This window comes from Streptosporangium vulgare, from assembly GCF_042428775.1.
Classification (GTDB): Bacteria; Actinomycetota; Actinomycetes; order Streptosporangiales; family Streptosporangiaceae; genus Streptosporangium; species Streptosporangium vulgare.
This window is the reverse complement of the sequence record NZ_JBHMBS010000012.1, coordinates 199,273-217,324: the sequence shown is the minus strand read 5'-3', so window position 1 is coordinate 217,324 and position 18,052 is coordinate 199,273. Positions and strand designations below refer to the sequence as shown.

General features: G+C 71.4%; 16 protein-coding genes. 11 read left to right on the top strand and 5 right to left on the bottom strand.

Annotation, left to right across the window (positions count from 1 at the left end; translation table 11 throughout):
• Positions 1-79: 79 nt before the first annotated feature.
• Together ACFFRH_RS25260 and ACFFRH_RS25255 are read right to left on the bottom strand one after the other, a co-directional pair.
• Positions 80-781 (bottom strand): sensor histidine kinase, encoded by a 702-nt coding sequence (locus ACFFRH_RS25260; protein ID WP_386159965.1) that lies wholly within the window; start codon positions 779-781, stop codon positions 80-82.
• Positions 782-1,319: 538 nt separating this feature from the next.
• The gene (locus ACFFRH_RS25255) at positions 1,320-2,033 is read right to left on the bottom strand and encodes a M50 family metallopeptidase (RefSeq protein ID WP_386159963.1); all 714 of its coding nucleotides are present in this window, start codon (positions 2,031-2,033) and stop codon (positions 1,320-1,322) included.
• 83 nt (positions 2,034-2,116) lie between these two features.
• Here ACFFRH_RS25255 and ACFFRH_RS25250 point away from each other — a divergent pair, with 83 nt between their 5' ends.
• Genes ACFFRH_RS25250 through ACFFRH_RS25240 form a run of 3 tightly spaced genes read left to right on the top strand, consistent with a single transcriptional unit; the run spans position 2,117 to position 4,683 of the window.
• Positions 2,117-3,034, top strand: a complete 918-nt coding sequence (locus tag ACFFRH_RS25250; RefSeq protein WP_386160108.1) for an amidohydrolase family protein — start codon at positions 2,117-2,119, stop codon at positions 3,032-3,034.
• A 16-nt stretch (positions 3,035-3,050) separates the two neighbouring features.
• On the top strand, positions 3,051-3,527 hold the full coding sequence (locus tag ACFFRH_RS25245; protein ID WP_386159961.1) for a nuclear transport factor 2 family protein: 477 nt from the start codon (positions 3,051-3,053) through the stop codon (positions 3,525-3,527).
• Positions 3,528-3,537: 10 nt separating this feature from the next.
• On the top strand, positions 3,538-4,683 hold the full coding sequence (locus tag ACFFRH_RS25240) for a magnesium and cobalt transport protein CorA (RefSeq protein ID WP_386159959.1): 1,146 nt from the start codon (positions 3,538-3,540) through the stop codon (positions 4,681-4,683).
• 51 nt (positions 4,684-4,734) lie between these two features.
• Here the strand turns inward: ACFFRH_RS25240 and ACFFRH_RS25235 are convergent, their stop codons facing one another.
• Both ACFFRH_RS25235 and ACFFRH_RS25230 read right to left on the bottom strand, forming a co-directional pair.
• Positions 4,735-5,160 carry a hypothetical protein gene (locus ACFFRH_RS25235; protein ID WP_386159957.1) on the bottom strand — a complete coding sequence of 142 codons (426 nt, stop codon included), beginning with the start codon at positions 5,158-5,160 and terminating at the stop codon, positions 4,735-4,737.
• A gap of 138 nt (positions 5,161-5,298) precedes the next feature.
• Positions 5,299-7,515 carry a thiamine pyrophosphate-dependent enzyme gene (locus ACFFRH_RS25230; RefSeq protein WP_386159955.1) on the bottom strand — a complete coding sequence of 739 codons (2,217 nt, stop codon included), beginning with the start codon at positions 7,513-7,515 and terminating at the stop codon, positions 5,299-5,301.
• Positions 7,516-8,336: 821 nt separating this feature from the next.
• Between ACFFRH_RS25230 and ACFFRH_RS25225 the strand changes: the two genes are divergently transcribed.
• Together ACFFRH_RS25225 and ACFFRH_RS25220 are read left to right on the top strand one after the other, a co-directional pair.
• Positions 8,337-8,624 (top strand): hypothetical protein, encoded by a 288-nt coding sequence (locus tag ACFFRH_RS25225; RefSeq protein ID WP_344743014.1) that lies wholly within the window; start codon positions 8,337-8,339, stop codon positions 8,622-8,624.
• A 351-nt stretch (positions 8,625-8,975) separates the two neighbouring features.
• Complete coding sequence (locus tag ACFFRH_RS25220) at positions 8,976-9,842, top strand: universal stress protein (RefSeq protein ID WP_344743013.1); 867 nt, start codon at positions 8,976-8,978, stop codon at positions 9,840-9,842.
• A gap of 6 nt (positions 9,843-9,848) precedes the next feature.
• Here ACFFRH_RS25220 and ACFFRH_RS25215 read toward each other — a convergent pair whose 3' ends face one another.
• Positions 9,849-10,448, bottom strand: a complete 600-nt coding sequence (locus tag ACFFRH_RS25215; RefSeq protein WP_344743012.1) for an SACE_7040 family transcriptional regulator — start codon at positions 10,446-10,448, stop codon at positions 9,849-9,851.
• Positions 10,449-10,565: 117 nt separating this feature from the next.
• Between ACFFRH_RS25215 and ACFFRH_RS25210 the strand changes: the two genes are divergently transcribed.
• The 6 genes from ACFFRH_RS25210 to ACFFRH_RS25185 all read left to right on the top strand — a co-directional run bounded on the left by ACFFRH_RS25210 (position 10,566) and on the right by ACFFRH_RS25185 (position 17,998).
• Positions 10,566-12,134, top strand: coding sequence for a carboxyl transferase domain-containing protein (locus tag ACFFRH_RS25210; RefSeq protein ID WP_344743011.1), 1,569 nt, complete (start codon positions 10,566-10,568; stop codon positions 12,132-12,134).
• A gap of 35 nt (positions 12,135-12,169) precedes the next feature.
• Positions 12,170-14,173 (top strand): acetyl/propionyl/methylcrotonyl-CoA carboxylase subunit alpha, encoded by a 2,004-nt coding sequence (locus ACFFRH_RS25205; RefSeq protein ID WP_386159952.1) that lies wholly within the window; start codon positions 12,170-12,172, stop codon positions 14,171-14,173.
• On the top strand, positions 14,170-14,343 hold the full coding sequence (locus tag ACFFRH_RS25200; RefSeq protein ID WP_344743008.1) for a hypothetical protein: 174 nt from the start codon (positions 14,170-14,172) through the stop codon (positions 14,341-14,343). Before ACFFRH_RS25205 ends, ACFFRH_RS25200 begins: the two co-directional genes overlap by 4 nt.
• Positions 14,343-15,293 (top strand): hydroxymethylglutaryl-CoA lyase, encoded by a 951-nt coding sequence (locus tag ACFFRH_RS25195; RefSeq protein WP_344743006.1) that lies wholly within the window; start codon positions 14,343-14,345, stop codon positions 15,291-15,293. The genes ACFFRH_RS25200 and ACFFRH_RS25195 overlap by 1 nt, the downstream gene beginning before the upstream one ends.
• 2 nt (positions 15,294-15,295) lie before the next feature.
• Positions 15,296-16,453: an acyl-CoA dehydrogenase family protein gene (locus ACFFRH_RS25190; RefSeq protein WP_386159949.1), complete on the top strand. Its 1,158-nt coding sequence runs from the start codon at positions 15,296-15,298 to the stop codon at positions 16,451-16,453.
• 210 nt (positions 16,454-16,663) lie between these two features.
• A complete protein-coding gene (locus ACFFRH_RS25185) occupies positions 16,664-17,998 on the top strand; it encodes a glycoside hydrolase family 6 protein (RefSeq protein ID WP_344743003.1) in 1,335 nt (444 codons plus the stop codon).
• Positions 17,999-18,052 lie beyond the last annotated feature (54 nt).

Below are 18,052 nucleotides of genomic sequence, written 5' to 3'. Positions count from 1 at the left end.
AAACCACTCGTATATGCGAAACTCACAGTGTCGACCGTGACGGTGTGCGCTACCTGCGCTTTCGTCCAGGACGTGAAGGTTATTCGGAAAAATTACCAGGAAGCTCGGCTATCAGGGTGAACCACCCGTCCGTGCCCCCGGCCGCCCGCACCGTGCCGCCCAGCTCGCCCACCCGGTGGTCCAGGTTGTCCACGCCGCTGCCGGTGGAGTGCGTCTCCCGCCGGGGAGCCCCGTCGTTGACGACGGTGAGGCGCAGCCGGCCGTCGTGCTCGACCAGCTCGATCGCGCACCGCTTCACCTGGCTGTGCCGCAGCATGTTCGTCACGCCCTCGCGGACCACGGCGCCCAGTGTGGCGCTCACGACCTCGGGAAGCTCGTCCACGTCCACCCGGACCGAGCAGTAGGCCCCGAAGCCCTCCATCAGGGTCCTGGCCCGCGCGGCCTCACCGGAGAACGACAGCCGGTGGCGGGCCTCCGACACGTTCCGTACGGCGTGCGCGGCCTGCCGCACCGCCTGCAGCACCTCTTCCAGGTCCTCACGCAGGCGCGCGTCGCCGTTCGCCCTCCGGTGGGCCAGCTCTCCCTTGATGGACGCGAGCCAGAGCCAGTGCCCCACGATGTCGTGCATGTCGCGGGCGAACCCCTCGTACGCCCTGGTGAGTGCCCTCTCCCGCTCGGCGCGAAGCCGCCTGAGCCGCAGGAGGAGCACGAGCGTCACGCCCAGCGAGGCGAGCAGGACGCCCGCCCCGGCCGCTCCTGCGAGGTAAGCGGGGTGGGACATGGAACGCCTCTCGCAGGAAAAATGATATCCCCGATAATAAACTCCAAAAAGTCGTTAAATGTCAATAAAGGAGGGTGGCTTCGTGGCCTGATGCGGAAGGTCAAGGGGGGCCGCAAAGTCAACATGAAATACAGTGATTAGTCCATCTAATACTCGTGCCGTGGATCGTGACCATCTTGTTGCTGGGCTTCCCGCCGGTGGTGACGGCGGTCGCGGGACCGGATGTGACGGTGGCGTCTCTCGCGTCCGCGGTGTTCTCGGTGTTCTCGGGGTCTTCGCGTTCCCGGCGTCTTCGAGTCTTTGGTGTCTTCGCGTCTTCGGCGTCTTCGGTGCGACCGCGAGAGCCGGGGGGCGGCGAATCGGCGGGGGCCTTCCCCGATGAGCCCGAGCTTTCCGCCAGGCCCGAGCCTTCGGTGAACCCGAACGTCCGAGGAACCCGAGTTCCCGGCGAGCCCGAGCCTGGACATGGCGGTGCTTTGAGGCGCTTCTAGGTGTTTCGGGGTGTTTCGAAGCCGTGCTTCAGATTCGAAGCCGTGCTTCAGATGAGCCTGAGCGCCGAGGGCAGCAGCAGGTAGGCCCCGGCCACCAGGCACGCGCCCGCCACCACCAGGAACAGGAACACCCAGAACCCGCCGGGCAGGAAGGTGAGCCTGGCGAGCTGGTCGGCGTCGGAGTCGGGCGCCTGGTGGCGACGCCGCTTGCGCTGGAGCTCCACGATCGGCCGGACGCCTCCCAGCAGCAGGAACCACACGGCCAGGTAGGCCAGGACGGCGTCCATGTCGGGCGCCGCGTACCAGGTGAAGGCGAAGATGGCGCCCCCGGTGGCCAGCAGGCTCACCACGCCGAACAGGTTGCGGATCATCAGCAGCATGCAGAACAGCAGCCCGATCACGATCGTGATCAGCACCGCCACGTAGCCGGAGGCGGTCAGCCACGCCCCGCCCAGCCCCAGCAGGGACGGGGTGACGTATCCGGCGGCGGCGGTCAGGATCATGCCGAATCCCCGGGGCTTGCCCCTGGTCAGGGTCACGCCGGAGGTGTCGGAGTGCAGCCGGATGCCCTCCAGCTTGCGCCGGGTGAGCAGCGCCACCAGCGCGTGCCCGCCCTCGTGGGCGATGGTGATCAGCCCCCGTGACAGCTGCCACGAGGTGGACCACGACACCACCCCCAGCGCGGCCAGGGCGGACAGCAGCACGACCCACAGGGGCGGCCCGGAACGGGTCGTGGTCAGGGTCACCCAGAGGTCGGACAACGCTCGTTTCTCCTTCGCGGTGTGAGAGCAAAGCGTCCCACGACTGCCGGTGTGCTGGCGATAAAGTCGGAACCGTGCCGAACATGATTCCGGAACTCGCGGACGCGGACGTACCCGCCTGGTGGCGAGAACTGGACCTTCCCGGCCTGGCGGACGTGCACGTCCACTTCCTGCCGGAGCGGATGGAACGTCGAGTCTGGCACCATTTCGAGCACGGCAGTCCCCTGATGGGGGACGGCTGGCCGATCCACTACCGGCTGCCCGCCGGGGAACGGGTCGCCAGGCTGCGGGCACTCGGGGTGAGGGTCTTCTCCGCCCTGGCCTACGCGCACCGGCCGGGCATGGCCGAGAGCCTCAACGATTGGACGCTCGACTTCGCCGCCCGTACCCCGGGATGTCTTCCCTCGGCCACCTTCTACCCCGAACCTGGAGCTCTCGGCTACGTCCGGGACGCGCTCGGCCGAGGGGCGCGGATCTTCAAGGTCCACCTCCAGGTCGGCGACTTCGACCCCCGGTTCAAGGAGATCGACGACGTGTGGGGGCTGCTGGCCGAGCGGGGCGTGCCCGTCGTCGTGCACGCCAGCTCGATCCCGCTGCCCGGCCGCCACACGGGGCCGGGGCCGATCGGCGGGGTGCTGGACCGCCACCCGGCCCTGCCGATGATCGTCGCGCACCTCGGCATGCCGGAGTACGACGAGTTCTTCGAGCTGGCCGAGACCTTCCCGAACGTGCGGCTCGACACCACGATGACCTTCACCGACTTCGCCGAGCGCGGAATGCCGTTCCCCGCGCGCCTCCTGCCGCGCCTGCGCGACCTCGGCCTGGCCGGCAAGGTCCTGCTCGGCAGCGACTTCCCGAACATCCCCCACCCGTACGCCCACCAGCTCCACGCCCTCGACCGGCTCGGCCTGGGCGACGGCTGGCTCCGCGCGGTGTGCTGGAACAACGCGGACAATCTCCTTGACCTGTCCGCGCACTACACTCGGTCCGCAGGACATTGATGACCGGGAGAGACTCGTGAACGATCGGAACGCCGAGCTCATCAAGACGTTCTACGACGCCTTCGCGCGCCGCGACGCCGACGCGATGGAGCTCTGCTACCACCCCGACGTCACCTTCGGTGACCCCGTCTTCCAGGACCTCGAAGGACGCGACCGGGTGATGGGCATGTGGCGGATGCTCCTCGGCCGCAGCGCCGACCTCACCGTGGCCGTCCGCGACATCACCGCCCGCCCGCACGAGGGAACGGCGCACTGGACCGGCCGTTACACCTTCGGCAAGACGGGCAGGAAGGTCGTCAACGAGGTCGACGCCCTCTTCCGCTTCGAGGAGGGTCTGATCGTCCGCCACCACGACGACTTCGACCTCAAACGCTGGTCCAAGATGGCGATGGGCCGGCCGGTCGGTATCGTCCTCGGCTGGACCCCGATGCTCAGGGCGAAGATCCGTGGCACCGCGATGCGGTCGTTGCAGGAGTTCATGAGCGCCCGATGAGGAGAGACGCGTGACCGACCGGCGAATGCGGGGCCTGCGGAGCCTGGTGCGCGGGCGTCCCGGAACCGGTCGGGAGTCTCCCGAGCGATCGATGGACCCCAGGTCCGTCGGCGACGGCCGGCCGGTCCCGCCCCGCTCGCGCGTCATCGACAACGCGATCTACGTCAACGGCCATCGCGCCGCCACTCCCGGCTCGCTGCCCGAGGCCTTCGAACGCCTGAAGAACACCCCCGGCAGCATGGCCTGGATCGGCTTCTACCGGCCCGAGGACGGTGTCATCCTCAACGTCGCCGAGGAGTTCGACCTGCACGAGCTGGCGGTCGAGGACGCCATCGTCGCCCACCAGCGGCCCAAGGCCGACCGCTACGGCGACACCCTGTTCGTGGTGCTCCGCCCGGCCCGCTATCTCGACGAGGCCGAGGAGGTCGACTTCGGCGAGCTGCACGTCTTCGTCGGCCGTAACTTCGTGATCACCGTGCGGCACAGCGAGGCGCCCGACCTGTCGCAGGTCCGCCGCCGCATGCAGCACGACCCCGAGCTGCTCGGCCAGGGCCCGCAGGCGGTGCTCTACGCCATCCTCGACGCGGTCGTGGACGGCTACGCCCCCGTGGTCGCCGGCCTGCAGAACGACATCGACGAGATCGAGGTCCAGGTCTTCGGCAACGAGCCGGGGGTCTCCCGCCGCATCTACGAGCTGTCGCGCGAGGTGATCGAGTTCCAGCGGGCCACCCAGCCGCTCCTCGGCATGATCGAGGGTTTCATCGCGGGGGCCGCCAAGTACGGGGTGGACCAGGAGCTGCAGAGATACCTGCGGGATGTGGCCGACCACGCGATCACCGTCGCCGAGCGGGTCAGCGGCTTCCGCCAGATGCTCCACGACATCCTCGTGGTCAACTCGACCATGGTCGCCCAGGCCCAGAACGAGCACATGACCAACCTCACCGAGGCGAGCAACGCCCAGAACGAGGAGGTCAAGCGGATCTCCGCCTGGGCCGCGATCCTGTTCGCCCCCACCCTCGTCGGCACCATCTACGGCATGAACTTCGACGTGATGCCCGAGATCCACTGGAAGTGGGGCTATCCCTTCGCGGTCCTGCTCATGGGGGGCGTCTGCCTCACCCTCTATCTGGTGTTCAAACGCCGCGACTGGCTCTGAACCCGCCACGGGGGCCCCGGACCACCGGCCCGGGGCTCACCGGTGAGAGAGTCAGTCGAGCTTCGCCAGGATCAGGTCCAGCTTGCCTTCCACGGACTCCATACGTCCTTCGAAGGACTCCATGCGCCCCTCGAAGGACTCCATCCGGCCCTCCATGGATTTCATCCGGCCCTCGAAGGAGTCCATCCGGGCGTCCATCTTCACCTCAAGGCTGTCGACCTTGGCGTCGAGGTTGTCCACCTTGCCCTCCAGGCCGTCCACCTTGGTGGAGAGCGCGGAGAGATCCTCCTTGGTGGCCATCCGGTTCATGACCTCTTCGAACATCGGCGCGGTGTAGGTCATGACCTCCTCGCGGATGATCTTGGGGAGATCGTGCAGTGTCTCCTTGATGTCCGCCAGGTCCTTGCCGGTCCTGAAGGCCCAGGCCTCCAGATCCGTCACGCGCTGAACGGTGCTCCGGGTCGCCACGTCGGGCATGCTACCTCCTGCTCGGGGGAAAATGGAGGGGCGGTCTGCCGGCGGGCCGAGGCCGTGACCCGTGACGGCGTGCGTCCAATTGAACACGTTCCGCTGAAGAGGTGGGGCCGATTCCGGGATTCCGGGCCGAAGGGCGGGTCAGCCGAGCAGCTTGCGGGCGGCCGCCTCGATCTCGGCCTCCGACAGCAGCACGTGCCTGGCCGCCTCGCCCAGCGGGATGAAGCTGTCGGAGGAGGTCACCCGGGCGATCCTGCCGGTGAAACCCGCGTCGAGCAGCTCGGCGACGATGCTCTCCGAGACGCCCCCGGTACGGCGGGTCTCGTCGGCGATCAGCACCTTGCCGGTCAGCTCGGCGGCCCGCATCAGGTCCTCCACTGGGAGGGGGGAGAGCCAGCGCAGGTCCAGGACCCGGCAGCCGTGCCCCTCGGCGGTGAGCCGCACCGCGGCACGCAGGCTCATCCGCAGGCCGTTGCCGAAGGTCACGATGGTCAGGTCGCGGCCGTCGCCGTAACTGCGGGCCCGTCCGATCGGGATGTGCGTCTCCGCCCACCGGGCCGGGGGGGCGTACGGGGCGAGCCAGCCGTTGTCGCCCTCCTCGAACATGTCGCGGGTGTTGTACAGGGCGATGGGCTCGAGGAAGACGGAGACGCTGCCGTCGACGCGGGCGGCGGCGAGGCAGGTGCGCAGCATCGAGGCGGCGTCGTCGGGCCGGGCGGGGGAGGCTACGAGCAGGCCCGGGATGTCGCGCAGCGCGGCGACGGAGTTGTCGTTGTGGAAGTGGCCGCCGAAGCCCTTCTGGTAGGCGTAGGAGGCGACGCGCACCACCATCGGGTTGCGGAAGGCCCCCTGGGAGAAGAACTGGAGCGTCGCGGCCTCGCCCCGGATCTGGTCCAGGGCGTTGTGCAGGTACGCCAGGTACTGGATCTCGGGCACCGGCAGCAGGCCGGAGACCCCGGAGCCGAGCGCGAGGCCGAGCACGGCCTGCTCGTCCAGATGGGTGTCGAACACCCGGCCGGGGCCGAAGCGTTTCTGCAGGCCGCGCGTGATGCCGTAGACGCCGCCCTTGCGTGCCACGTCCTCGCCGAAGACCAGCGTGTCGGGGTGGGCGGCGAGGGAGTCGGCGAGGGTGCGGTTGACGGACTGGGAGAAGGTGAGCGGGCCCTCCTGCTCCGGGAGCCTGCCGGCGAAGGCCCTCGCCCTGACGTCCGGCGGCGCGACCCGGGTGCTGGCCGCGGCGACGGCCGCGGGGGTGCGCGGGGCGAGCGGCTCCACGATGTCGAAGGCGGAGACCAGCCGGGGCCGCCGGGAGCTCTCCATCGCCATCTTCAGCAGGTGCTCGCGTGTCGTCTCGTACCGGAGCAGCAGCTCGTCGGGGGTGGTGAGGCCGGCCTCGACGAGCAGCCTGGCGGTCGCCACGAGCGGGTCGCGCGCCAGGTCGGCGTCGATCTCCCGCTTGGTCCGGTAGGACAGCTCCACGTCCGAGCCCGCGTGGCCCATCAGCCGGACGGTGGCGACGCGCAGCAGGGCGGGGGCGCGGTGCGTGCGGACATGGTCGGCGGCGGCCAGCGCCACGTCGTGGACGTCGGCGAGGTCGCAGCCGTCGGCCTCGAAATACCTCATCAGGGGGTGACGGGCGGCCCTGACCCAGCCGTCGGGGGTGCGCACGCTGATGCCCAGCCCGTTGTCCTCGCAGACGAACAGGATCGGCAGCGCCAGCTTCTGGTACGAGCCGTAGGCGGCCGTGTTGAGGCCCGACAGGGCGCTGGCGTGGTTCATCGAGGCGTCACCGAAACTGCACGTCGCGATCGCGTCGGCGGGCCACGGCCCCGGCAGGCCGAGCTGGCGGGTGCGCTCGATCGCGAAGGCCACGCCCACCGCGCGGGGCAGGTGGCTGGAGATCGTGGAGGTCTGCGGGATCACCGCCAGGTCGGGGTGGCCGAAGACCTTGTGCCGCCCGCCCGCCATCGGCTCCTCGACCGAGGCGGTCAGGCCGAGCAGTACGTCGCGCAGCCCCTCCTCGGGCAGCCGCCCCGCCATCGCCGACCGGGTCAGGTAGAAGGCGCCGGACCGGTAGTGCAGGAGGGCGGGGTCGGTGGCGCGCAGCGCGGAGGCGACCGCGGCGTTGCCCTCGTGCCCGGCCGAGCCGATGGTGTAGAAGCCCTGGCCCTGCTCGCGCAGCCAGCGGGCGGTGATGTCCAGCAGCCTGCTGCCGAGCTGGAACTCGAACAGCTCGCGGCAGCGGGCGCCCGTCAGGGTCGTGCCCTCCCGCACGGGCAGGCCGGGATCGCGCGGCGCCCCGGGGGAAAGGGCGGTCACGGCCTCGGTGAAATGGGTCTCAACAGTGTCGCGCGCCACAGCCCGATTATGTCCCCCGTGGGCGGACGCCGTCCTCAACCTTGACATCTTTGATGCGTACGGGCTCGCGGATCGATCGCGTTTAACCGTTGTTCATGACGGATTGTCAGGGTTGTTTTTACCGGTCTGCCCGATGAATGAACCGGAACTCTCACGCGGAGCCTGACCAGCAGAAGGGGCGGAAGCCTCGAATGGTCGGAGCATATTCGTTTCCGGGTCCTGTGTTGCGATCCCCAGGCATCTCGCTTCCCCGTTGCCACAAGCCGTTCCTCCTGCGGACCACCCGAGGGGGATGCCTTTGCCATCGGCGGATACTGCGGCTGCCAGCATCTTCGGAGTTCACGTCCACCACACCAGCCACATCGTTCACATCAGTGGAGGCGCACATGCTTGGAAAACTGATTCTCACCGGGGCGGTGGGGGCGGCCGTCATGCTGCCCGGCGCGGCCCACGCCGCCGTGTCGTTTCCGGATACGGCGTCACCCGTCCCGGCGCTTTCCGGTGACACGCCGGTACCCGGGGTACCGGCCCCCGCCGCACCGGCCACCTGGGGCGCATCGGCGCCGGGGGCCGCATCGACGTCCGCGCTGTCACCCTCGGCCGTGACACCGCCCCCGCCCGCCCCGGTGTCAGGGGCCGCCCCGGCACCCACGGCCGTGCCGCCGGGGACCCCGCCGCCGGTCGACACTGTCCCGCCTGGTACTACTCCGCCGGTCGACACTGTCCCGCCTGGTACTACTCCGCCGGCCGACACCGTGCCGCCTGGTGCCACTCCGCCGGTCGACACTGTCCCGCCCGGTGCCACTCCGCCGGTCGACGTCGTGCCTCCGGTCGACGTGCCGCCCTGCATCACTCCTCCGCTCGCCGTCGTGCCGCCCTGCACCATCCCTGCGGTCGCCGTCGTGTCGTCCGTGGCCGTCCCGCAGGTCGCGGTCGCACCGTCGCCGGTGATCTTCGCCGTGCCGGGCCCCCCGCTCGCGGTCGCACTGGCGCCGGCGATGTTCGCCGTGCCGGGCCCTCCGCTCGCGGTCACGTCGGCCGTCGCCGCCTGGGCGAGCACGCTCTGCACGCCGACCGCCGTCGTGACGGTGGCCGGCTCGTGCCTGTGAGCGGTTGTTCGTAGCTGTGACCGGCTCGCGCCGGTGACCGTGACCGGCGATCCATGCCTGCGATCGCCCCGTACCGATGACACGCCGCCGACACGCCGATGACCCTGCCGGTGACGGTGCCGGTGAGCGTGTCGACGACCGGCCGCCGTACCGTTCCGGCGAGCCCGTGCGGCCCGTGCGGCCCGGGTTCCGGCCCCGGCCGGTCATGAGCGCCCTCCCGCCGCCCCCGGGCGGGAGCAGGCGTCTTTGCCGATACGAGCCGCAAAACACGAAGAGTCTTGTAGGTGCGCATCCTTTCCGGGGGGCGGATCGGAGAAGGATGGAAAGGAGTGACGGGGGAGAGGAGCCGTGATGCCGGTACAGGACGACGAACGACCGGTGGTCGTCGGATACGACGGCTCGGCGGAGAGCCGGCTGGCCCTGCGATGGGCCGTCGAGGAGGCCCGCCTGAGATTTCTCCCGCTGCTCGTCTGCCACGCCTGGCAGTGGCCCTACCCCAGGCTCTCCCTCGCCCCCGAGACCACCGAGGTCGTACGCCGCATGGGCAGGCGCGTCCTCGACAACGGGCTGACGGCGGCGCGCGAACTGGCGCCCAAGGCGCGGGTGCGCGGGCAGTTGGTGGAGGGGACCCCGGCCGCGGCCCTGGTGGGCCTGTCGGGCTTCGCCGAGCTGATCGTGATCGGCCCGCGCGGCGCGGGCGATCCCGACGAGCTGCGGATCGGCTCGACCGTCGAGGTCGCCGCGCACGCCCGCTGCCCGGTGGCCGTCGTCAGGCGGTCCGGCCACCCGCGCGTCGGCCGGGTGGCGATCGCGGCGGAGGACGCGAGCCCCGAATCGGCGGAGCTGGGCGTCGCCTTCGAGGAGGCGAGGCTGCGCAGGGCGGAGCTGCTGATCATCTGCCTCTGCCCCGAGAACGCCCGCGACACCAGGCAGGCGGCCGTCCGCTTCAACACCGACGTCGCGGTGTGGGAGGAGAAGTATCCCGCGGTCGAGGTGGAGAGCCTGATCGAGACGCGACCGCACGTCGAGGTGCTCCGCCACGCCGCCGACCGCTCCGACCTGCTGGTGGTCGCCGACCGGGAGCGCGACGACCCGATGGAGCCCGCCATCGGCCCGGTCTGCCGGGTGATGTTGCGCGAGGCGCCGTGCACGGTCGTGGTGACCCCCTCGCAGGCGTGGCACCCGGCCCCGAGGCGCGAACGCCTCGTCAGGAGTTAACGAATCCTAACCTTGGGTGGCGGCCAGCGCCGCACGGGCCATGCCGCGCAGCAGCTCGGCCATCGCCGCGGGCGGCAGCTCGCCCGCGCTGTGCGGGGTGGAGTTGAGCAGCCCGAAGACGGCGTGGGTCGCGGCGCGCAGCCCGGCCTGCGGGCGCCCCGGGTAGAGCTCGCTCAGCACGGTGACCCACTCCTCGACGTACAGCCGCTGGAGCCGGCGGATCCGCCGCCGGGCTGGCTCGGGGACGTTGCCCAGCTCCCTGTCGTGCACGGTGATCAGCGCCGGATGGCTGAGCGCGAACTCGATCTGGCAGCCGAGCAGGGCGTCCAGCGCCTGTTCCGCGTCGGCGGCCTCGGTCACGCGGCGCGCGCCCGAGGTGTGCAGGCGCTCGCTGACGTCCAGCAGCATCTCCGCGAGCAGGGCGTCCTTGCCGCTGAAGTGCCGGTAGAGGGCCGGGCCCGAGGTGCCGACCGCGCTGCCGATGTCCTCGATCGAGACGCCGTGGAAGCCGCGCGCGGCGAACAGCTCCGCCGCGGCGTCCAGGATCTCCGCGCGTCGTGAACCGCGGCCGCGGGCGGTGGGCTGAGCAGTCGTCACCCCTCGCATGGTAGACGGTAACGTTAATGATGACTAACATCTGCGATGGAGTTGATGACCGGTGACCCAGCGGCGAAGAGGCCGGGCGGATCAGACAGGCCGGGCAGGCCGGACGGGGAGGCTCGGATGAGTGGCTGGCCGGTGCTGCGCAGCGCCTGCGACCCGGGGGGCGAGGGTTTCAAGCGCAACGCCGAGGTCAACGAGCGCCTCGTCGCCGACCTCAGGGAGCGCGTCGCCGTGGCGGGCCTGGGCGGCCCCGAGAGATCGCGGGCCCGGCATGTCTCCCGGGGCAAGCTGCTGCCCCGCGACCGTGTCGACTCCCTGCTCGACCCGGGCTCGCGCTTCCTGGAGCTCTCCCAGCTGGCCGCCAACGGGATGTACGGCGACGCCGCCCCCGCCGCCGGGATCATCACCGGGGTGGGCCGCGTCTCCGGCCGCGAGTGCGTGGTCGTCGCCAACGACGCCACCGTCAAGGGCGGCACCTACTACCCGGTCACCGTCAAGAAGCACCTGCGGGCCCAGGAGGTCGCCCTCCACAACAACCTGCCGTGCGTCTACCTCGTCGACTCGGGGGGCGCGTTCCTGCCCAGGCAGGACGAGGTCTTCCCCGACCGCGAGCACTTCGGCCGGATCTTCTACAACCAGGCCACCATGTCGGCGCGCGGCATCCCGCAGATCGCCGCGGTCCTCGGCTCCTGTACGGCGGGCGGCGCGTACGTCCCGGCGATGAGCGACGAGGCGGTGATCGTCCGCAACCAGGGCACGATCTTCCTCGGTGGCCCGCCGCTGGTGAAGGCCGCCACCGGCGAGGAGGTGAGCGCCGAGGAGCTGGGCGGCGGCGACCTGCACGCCCGCGTCAGCGGCGTCACCGACCACCTCGCCGACGACGACCGCCACGCGCTGCGGATCGTCCGCGACATCGTCTCCACCCTCGCGCCGCGCACGCCCTCCCCCTGGGAGCGCGCGCCCTCGGAGGAGCCCGCGCACGACCCCCGCGACCTGTACGGCATCGTCCCCGCCGACACCCGCACGCCGTACGACGTCCGCGAGATCATCGCCCGGATCGTCGACGGCAGCAGGTTCGGCGAGTTCAAGGCCGAGTACGGCGCCACGCTCGTCACCGGGTTCGCCCGCGTCCACGGCCACCCCGTCGGGATCGTCGCCAACAACGGCATCCTGTTCGGCGAGTCGGCGCTCAAGGGCGCCCACTTCATCGAGCTGTGCGACCGGCGCAACACCCCTCTGGTGTTCCTGCAGAACATCAGCGGCTTCATGGTCGGCAGGGCGTACGAGGCGGGCGGCATCGCCAAGCACGGCGCGAAGATGGTCACCGCCGTCGCCTGCGCCCGGGTGCCCAAGTTCACCGTGGTCGTCGGCGGCTCGTTCGGGGCCGGCAACTACGCGATGGCCGGGCGCGCCTACTCGCCCCGGTTCCTGTGGATGTGGCCAAACGCGCGCATCTCGGTGATGGGCGGCGAGCAGGCCGCCAACGTCCTGTCCACGGTGGGCGACGCCGACCCCGACGCCATCCGCGCGCAGTACGAGGAGCAGGGCAACCCCTACTACTCCACCGCCCGTCTCTGGGACGACGGGGTCATCGACCCCCTCGACACCCGTACCGTCCTGGGCCTGGCCCTGTCCGCCTCGGCCAACGCCCCCCTCGAACCCGTCGGCTACGGCGTCTTCCGGATGTGACCCCACCCATGACCCTCTCACCGCCATCCCGTCGGATGTTCGACACCGTCCTCGTCGCCAACCGCGGCGAGATCGCCCTGCGGATCACCCGCACCCTCAGGAGGCTGGGCATCCGCTCCGTCGCCGTCCACAGCGACGCCGACGCCGGGGCGCGGCACGTCCGCGAGGCCGACGTCGCGGTGCGGCTCCCCGGCGGTTACCTCGACGCCGACGGCATCCTCGCCGCCGCGGCGGCGACGGGCGCCCAGGCGGTGCACCCCGGATACGGCTTCCTCGCCGAGAACGCGGCCTTCGCCCGGCGCTGCGCGGAGGCCGGGCTCGTCTTCGTCGGCCCGCCGCCGGAGGCCGTCGAGGCGATGGGCGACAAGATCCGGGCCAAGGCCACCGTCTCCGCGGCCGGCGTCCCCGTCGTCCCCGGCGGCGCCGAGCCCGGCGACGACCTGGCCGAGGCGGCCGTACGGGTCGGCTTCCCCGCGCTGATCAAGCCCTCGGCGGGCGGCGGGGGCAAGGGCATGGTGCTCGTGCGCTCCGCGGCGGAGCTGCCGGAGGCACTCGCCTCCGCCCGGCGCACGGCCGCAGCCGCGTTCGGCGACGCGACCCTGCTGATCGAGCGGTTCGTGGAGAACCCCCGGCACATCGAGATCCAGGTGATGGCCGACGCGTACGGCGGCGTCATCCACCTGGGCGAGCGCGAGTGCAGCCTCCAGCGCCGGCACCAGAAGATCGTCGAGGAGGCGCCGTCCCCGCTCCTCGACGCCGCGACCAGGGCCGCGATGGGCGCGGCGGCGGTCGAGGCCGCCAGGTCCGTCGGCTACACCGGCGCCGGGACGGTCGAGTTCATCGTCCAGGGCGCCACCGGCGACTACTACTTCATGGAGATGAACACCCGCCTGCAGGTCGAGCACCCCGTCACCGAGCTGGTCACCGGCCTGGACCTGGTCGAGCTCCAGCTCCGGGTCGCCGCCGGGGAGCCCCTCCCGCTCACCCAGGACGAGGTGCGCCTCGACGGCCACGCCGTCGGCGCCCGCGTCTACGCCGAAGACCCCTCCAGGGGCTTCCTGCCGACCGGCGGCCGGGTCCTCGCGCTGCGCGAGCCGCCGGGGGTGCGGGTCGACTCCGGCCTGATGGCCGGGGGACTGGTCGGCAGTGACTACGACCCGATGCTGTCGAAGGTCATCGCCTGGGGGCCCGACCGGGCGGCGGCCCTGCGGCGGCTCGACGGCGCGCTCGCGGCCACGGCCGTGCTCGGGCTGCCCACCAACATCGCCTTCCTGCGGGCCCTGATCGGCCACCCCGCCGTGGTCGCCGGAGACCTCGACACCGGCCTCGTGGAGCGCCACCTCGGCGAGCTGGTCCCCCACGGGGGCGTTCCCTCCGTCCCCGCCGACGTCCTGGCCGCCGCCGCCCTGGTCCTGCACCGCGAGCACGTCCCCGCCGTGTCCGCCGTGTCCGCCGTGTCATCCGTGTCATCCGGGGTGCCCGCCGACCCGTGGGACGTCCCCGACGGCTGGCGGCTGGGCGAGGCGGCCTGGACCGTCTACCGGCTGGAGACCCGCGACGGCGTCTCCGAGCTCAGGGTCCGCGGCCTGCCCGCCTCGGGAGCCGAGGTCCGCCTGCCCGAGGCCGACGCCGTGCGGGCGCGGCTGGCCGACGAGGGCGGCGACGTGCTCGTCACCCTCGGCGAGACCGCGAGGCGCTACGCCGTCGCCAGGGACGGCGACACCGTCTGGCTCGGCCGCGACGGCGACGCCTGGGCGCTCACCCGCCGCCACCTGGGCGACCCCGGCGACCGGACCGGCGCGGGCGGCCCGGGGGACGGGCAGGTCCGCAGCCCGATGCCGGGCACCGTCCTGGTGGTGAAGGCGAGCCAGGGGGAGCGGGTCGTCGAGGGGCAGCCGCTGCTCATCGTGGAGGCGATGAAGATGGAGCACACCGTGACCGCGCCGGTCGGCGGGGTCGTCGCCGAGCTGCGGGTCCGGGCCGGCCAGGCGGTCGCGATGGACGCCGTGCTCGCCGTGGTCCGCGGGGAGGAGCCGTGACGGTCTCCGCTCCGGTCGCGGAGGCCGTACGGGAACGCGGGAAGATCGCGACGCGGGCTGTCAGATGGGCCGTGACGCACGGCGACGGCGGGGTCACGGCCGGATGGGTCGCCGAGGTCGGGGCACCGGCCGCGGGGACCGCGAGGCGTGAACCGGCGAGGAGGGCGTGATGCGCGAACCACAGCGGGTCCGGGCGGCCGGGCTGCCCGAGCGGGTCACGATCTACGAGGTCGGGCCGCGCGACGGGCTGCAGAACGAGGCCGCGGTGATCCCCGTCGAGGTCAAGGCCGAGTTCGTCGCCCGGCTCGCCGCGGCGGGGCACCGGGTGATCGAGGCCACCAGCTTCGTGCACCCCAAGTGGGTGCCCCAGCTCGCCGACGCCGCGGAGCTGCTGGCCGTCATGGAACGGGTGCCCGGCGTGCGCTACCCGGTCCTCGTCCCCAACGAGCGCGGCCTCGACCGCGCGCTCGAACACGGCGTCGAGGAGATCGCGATCTTCGCCAGCGCCACCGAGACCTTCGCGGGCCGCAACCTCAACCGGACGCTGGAGTCGCAGTTCGAGATGTTCGAGCCGGTCGTCGCGCGGGCGCTGGCGCACGGCCTGAGGGTGAGGGCGTACGTCTCGATGTGCTTCGGCGACCCGTGGGAGGGCCCGACGCCGGTCGCGCAGGTCGTCTCCGTCGGCCGCAGGCTCCTCGACCTGGGCTGCTTCGAGCTGTCGCTCGGCGACACCATCGGGGTCGGCACCCCCGGCCACGTCTCCGCGCTGATCGAGGCCTTCGGCGGCCCCTCCCGGCTCGCGGTGCACTTCCACGACACCTACGGCCAGGCCCTGGCCAACACCCTCACCGCCCTGCGCGAGGGGGTGACCGTCGTCGACGCCTCCACCGGCGGCATCGGCGGCTGCCCGTACGCCGAGAGCGCCACCGGCAACCTCGCCACCGAGGACCTGGTCTGGATGCTGCACGGCCTCGGTGTCGAGACCGGGCTGGACCTCCCCTCGCTGGTGGAGACCAGCACCTGGCTCGCCGCGAGGCTCGGCCGCCCCAGCCCGTCGCGGGTCGTCCAGGCCCTGGGCGAGAACCCGTCCCGCACCACCGCAGAGAACGCCGAGGAGTGATCATGCCCAAGCTGACCGAGGAGTACGAGGAGCTTCGCAAGACCGTCGAGGCGTTCGCCCGCGACGTGGTGGCCCCGGTGATCGGAGACCTCTACGAGCGCGAGCAGTTCCCCTACGACATCGTGCGGCAGATGGGCGCGATGGGCCTGTTCGGGCTGCCGATCCCCGAGGAGTACGGCGGCATGGGCGGCGACTACTTCGCGCTCTGCCTGGCCCTGGAGGAGCTGGCCAGGGTCGACTCCAGCGTGTCGATCACCGTCGAGGCCGCGGTGTCGCTGGGCGCGATGCCGATCTACCGGTTCGGCACGCCCGAGCAGCGCGCCGAGTGGCTGCCCCGGCTGACGTCGGGCGAGATGCTCGGAGCCTTCGGGCTCACCGAGCCCGGCGGCGGCTCCGACGTGCCCGGCGGCATGCGGACCACCGCCGTACTGGACGGCGACGAGTGGGTGATCAACGGTACGAAGGCGTTCATCACCAACTCCGGCACCGACATCACCGGCGTCATCGGCGTCGCCGCGATCACCGGCGAGCGGCCCGGGGGGAAGAAGGAGATCTCCACCATCCTGGTGCCGTCCGGCACCCCGGGCCTCACCGTGTCGAAGAAGTACTCCAAGGTGGGCTGGAACTGCTCCGACACCCGCGAGCTCTCCTTCGATGGCTGCCGCGTCCCGGCGGGGAACCTGCTCGGCGGGCGCGGGCGCGGCTACGCGCAGTTCCTGCAGACCCTCGACGAGGGCCGCGTCGCCATCGCCGCCCTGTCCACCGGCCTGGCCCAGGGCTGCGTGGACGAGTCGCTGCGCTACGTCCGGGAGCGGCGGGCGTTCGGCCACCCCATCGGCCACTACCAGGCGATCCAGTTCAAGATCGCCGACATGGAGGTCCGTACCCACACCGCCCGCCTGGCCTACTACCACGCGGCCGAGAAGATGCTCGCGGGCGAGTCGTTCAAGAAGGAGGCCGCCATCGCCAAGCTCGTCGCCGGTGACGCCGCGATGGACAACGCCCGCGACGCCACCCAGATCTTCGGCGGGTACGGGTTCATGAACGAGTACCCGGTCGGCCGCTTCTACCGCGACGCCAAGATCCTGGAGATCGGCGAGGGCACCAGCGAGGTCCAGCGGATGCTCATCGCGCGGGAGATGGGGCTCTCCGGACTCTGACCCGCCGAGGGGGCCGCTCCCCGCCGATCGACAGGATCGTCCCGCCCGGCCCGGGACGAGCCTGACGTGGTGAAACTTTCAACGAGCGCCAGGGGTGTTCGCACAGGTCAGCGAGTCCTGGTGTGAGACGGCGCCGGTGCGGACTACGCCCGGGAGGGGTGTGCCGCCTATGGTGGGAGCGCTCCCACACCTCCTTTAAGGAGCCGATTCATGCCAAGAAGGTCGATCCTGGCCACGCTCTGCGCGGCTCTGGTGATCGCGTCAGGTGCGGCGGTCGCCGTCGCCTCCGGCGCGTCCGCCGCCGACTCCCCGTTCTACGTCGATCCTGAGACCGGCGCCGCCAAGTGGGTCGCGGCCAACCCCGGAGACTCCAGGGCGCCGGTCATCCGTGACCGGATCGCCTCCGTGCCGCAGGCCCGCTGGTTCACCACCACCAACACCTCCGCCGTACGCGGCCAGGTGTCGTCGTTCGTCGGCGCGGCGGCGGGGGCGGGCAAGATCCCGATCCTCGTCGTCTACAACATCCCCAACCGCGACTGCAGCGGTGCCAGCACGGGCGGCGCGCCCAACCACACGGCCTACCGGCAGTGGATCGACGAGCTGGCGGCCGGTCTCCAGGGACGTCCGGCGTCGATCATCCTGGAGCCCGACGTGCTCCCGATCATGACCAGCTGCATGAACTCCTCCCAGCAGCAGGAGACGAACGCCTCCATGGCGTACGCGGGCAAGAAGCTGAAGGCCGCCTCGTCCTCGGCCAAGGTCTACTTCGACATCGGCCACTCGGGATGGCTGTCGGCGTCGGAGGCCGCCGCCCGCCTGAGGGCCGCGGACGTGGCGAACAGCGCGGACGGCATCTCCCTGAACGTCTCCAACTACCGGTGGAGCTCCACCGAGATCGCGTACGCCAAGAACATCATCTCCGCCACCGGCGTCTCCCGGCTCCGCGCGGTGATCGACACCAGCCGCAACGGCAACGGCCCGCAGGGCAGCGAGTGGTGCGACCCGGGCGGCCGGGCGATCGGCACGCCGAGCACCAACGCCACCGGCGACTCGGCGATCGACGCCTTCCTGTGGATCAAGTTGCCGGGAGAGGCCGACGGCTGCATCGCCGCGGCCGGGCAGTTCGTCCCGCAGCGCGCCTACGAGCTGGCCATGGCGGCCCCGCCCGTCACCCCGAACCCCACGCCCACCCCGACGCCCACCGTGACCCCGACGCCGACTCCGACTCCGGGCGTGGGCAAGGCCTGCGCGGCCACCTACAAGCTGGTCAGCTCCTGGCAGGGCGGCTTCCAGGCCGAGGTGATCGTGCAGAGCACCGGCAGCGCGGCCGTCGCGGGCTGGACGGTGAACTGGTCCTTCCCCAACAACCAGAGCATCACCCAGCTCTGGAACGGGCAGCACACCCAGAGCGGCGCGAGCGTCTCGGTGCGGAACGTGTCCCACAACGGCAACCTCTCCCCGGGCGCCTCGGCCTCCTTCGGATTCACCGGTAACTGGTCCGGGAGCAACGGCACGCCCTCCTCGGTCAGCTGCACCGCCGCCTGACCCGGCGGTGTGGCCGTGATCCGGTACGGCTCGCGCGGTATGCCCCCCGCGCGA

Excerpts from the sequence above, each read along its gene's own strand:
- ACFFRH_RS25260 (WP_386159965.1), bottom strand. The coding sequence starts at position 781 with ATGTCCCACCCCGCTTACCTCGCAGGAGCGGCCGGGGCGGGCGTCCTG.
- ACFFRH_RS25250 (WP_386160108.1), top strand. The coding sequence starts at position 2,117 with ATGATTCCGGAACTCGCGGACGCGGACGTACCCGCCTGGTGGCGAGAA.
- ACFFRH_RS25235 (WP_386159957.1), bottom strand. The coding sequence starts at position 5,160 with ATGCCCGACGTGGCGACCCGGAGCACCGTTCAGCGCGTGACGGATCTG.
- ACFFRH_RS25220 (WP_344743013.1), top strand. The coding sequence starts at position 8,976 with ATGCCGGTACAGGACGACGAACGACCGGTGGTCGTCGGATACGACGGC.
- ACFFRH_RS25215 (WP_344743012.1), bottom strand. The coding sequence starts at position 10,448 with ATGCGAGGGGTGACGACTGCTCAGCCCACCGCCCGCGGCCGCGGTTCA.
- ACFFRH_RS25210 (WP_344743011.1), top strand. The coding sequence starts at position 10,566 with ATGAGTGGCTGGCCGGTGCTGCGCAGCGCCTGCGACCCGGGGGGCGAG.
- ACFFRH_RS25205 (WP_386159952.1), top strand. The coding sequence starts at position 12,170 with ATGTTCGACACCGTCCTCGTCGCCAACCGCGGCGAGATCGCCCTGCGG.
- ACFFRH_RS25195 (WP_344743006.1), top strand. The coding sequence starts at position 14,343 with ATGCGCGAACCACAGCGGGTCCGGGCGGCCGGGCTGCCCGAGCGGGTC.
- ACFFRH_RS25190 (WP_386159949.1), top strand. The coding sequence starts at position 15,296 with ATGCCCAAGCTGACCGAGGAGTACGAGGAGCTTCGCAAGACCGTCGAG.
- ACFFRH_RS25185 (WP_344743003.1), top strand. The coding sequence starts at position 16,664 with ATGCCAAGAAGGTCGATCCTGGCCACGCTCTGCGCGGCTCTGGTGATC.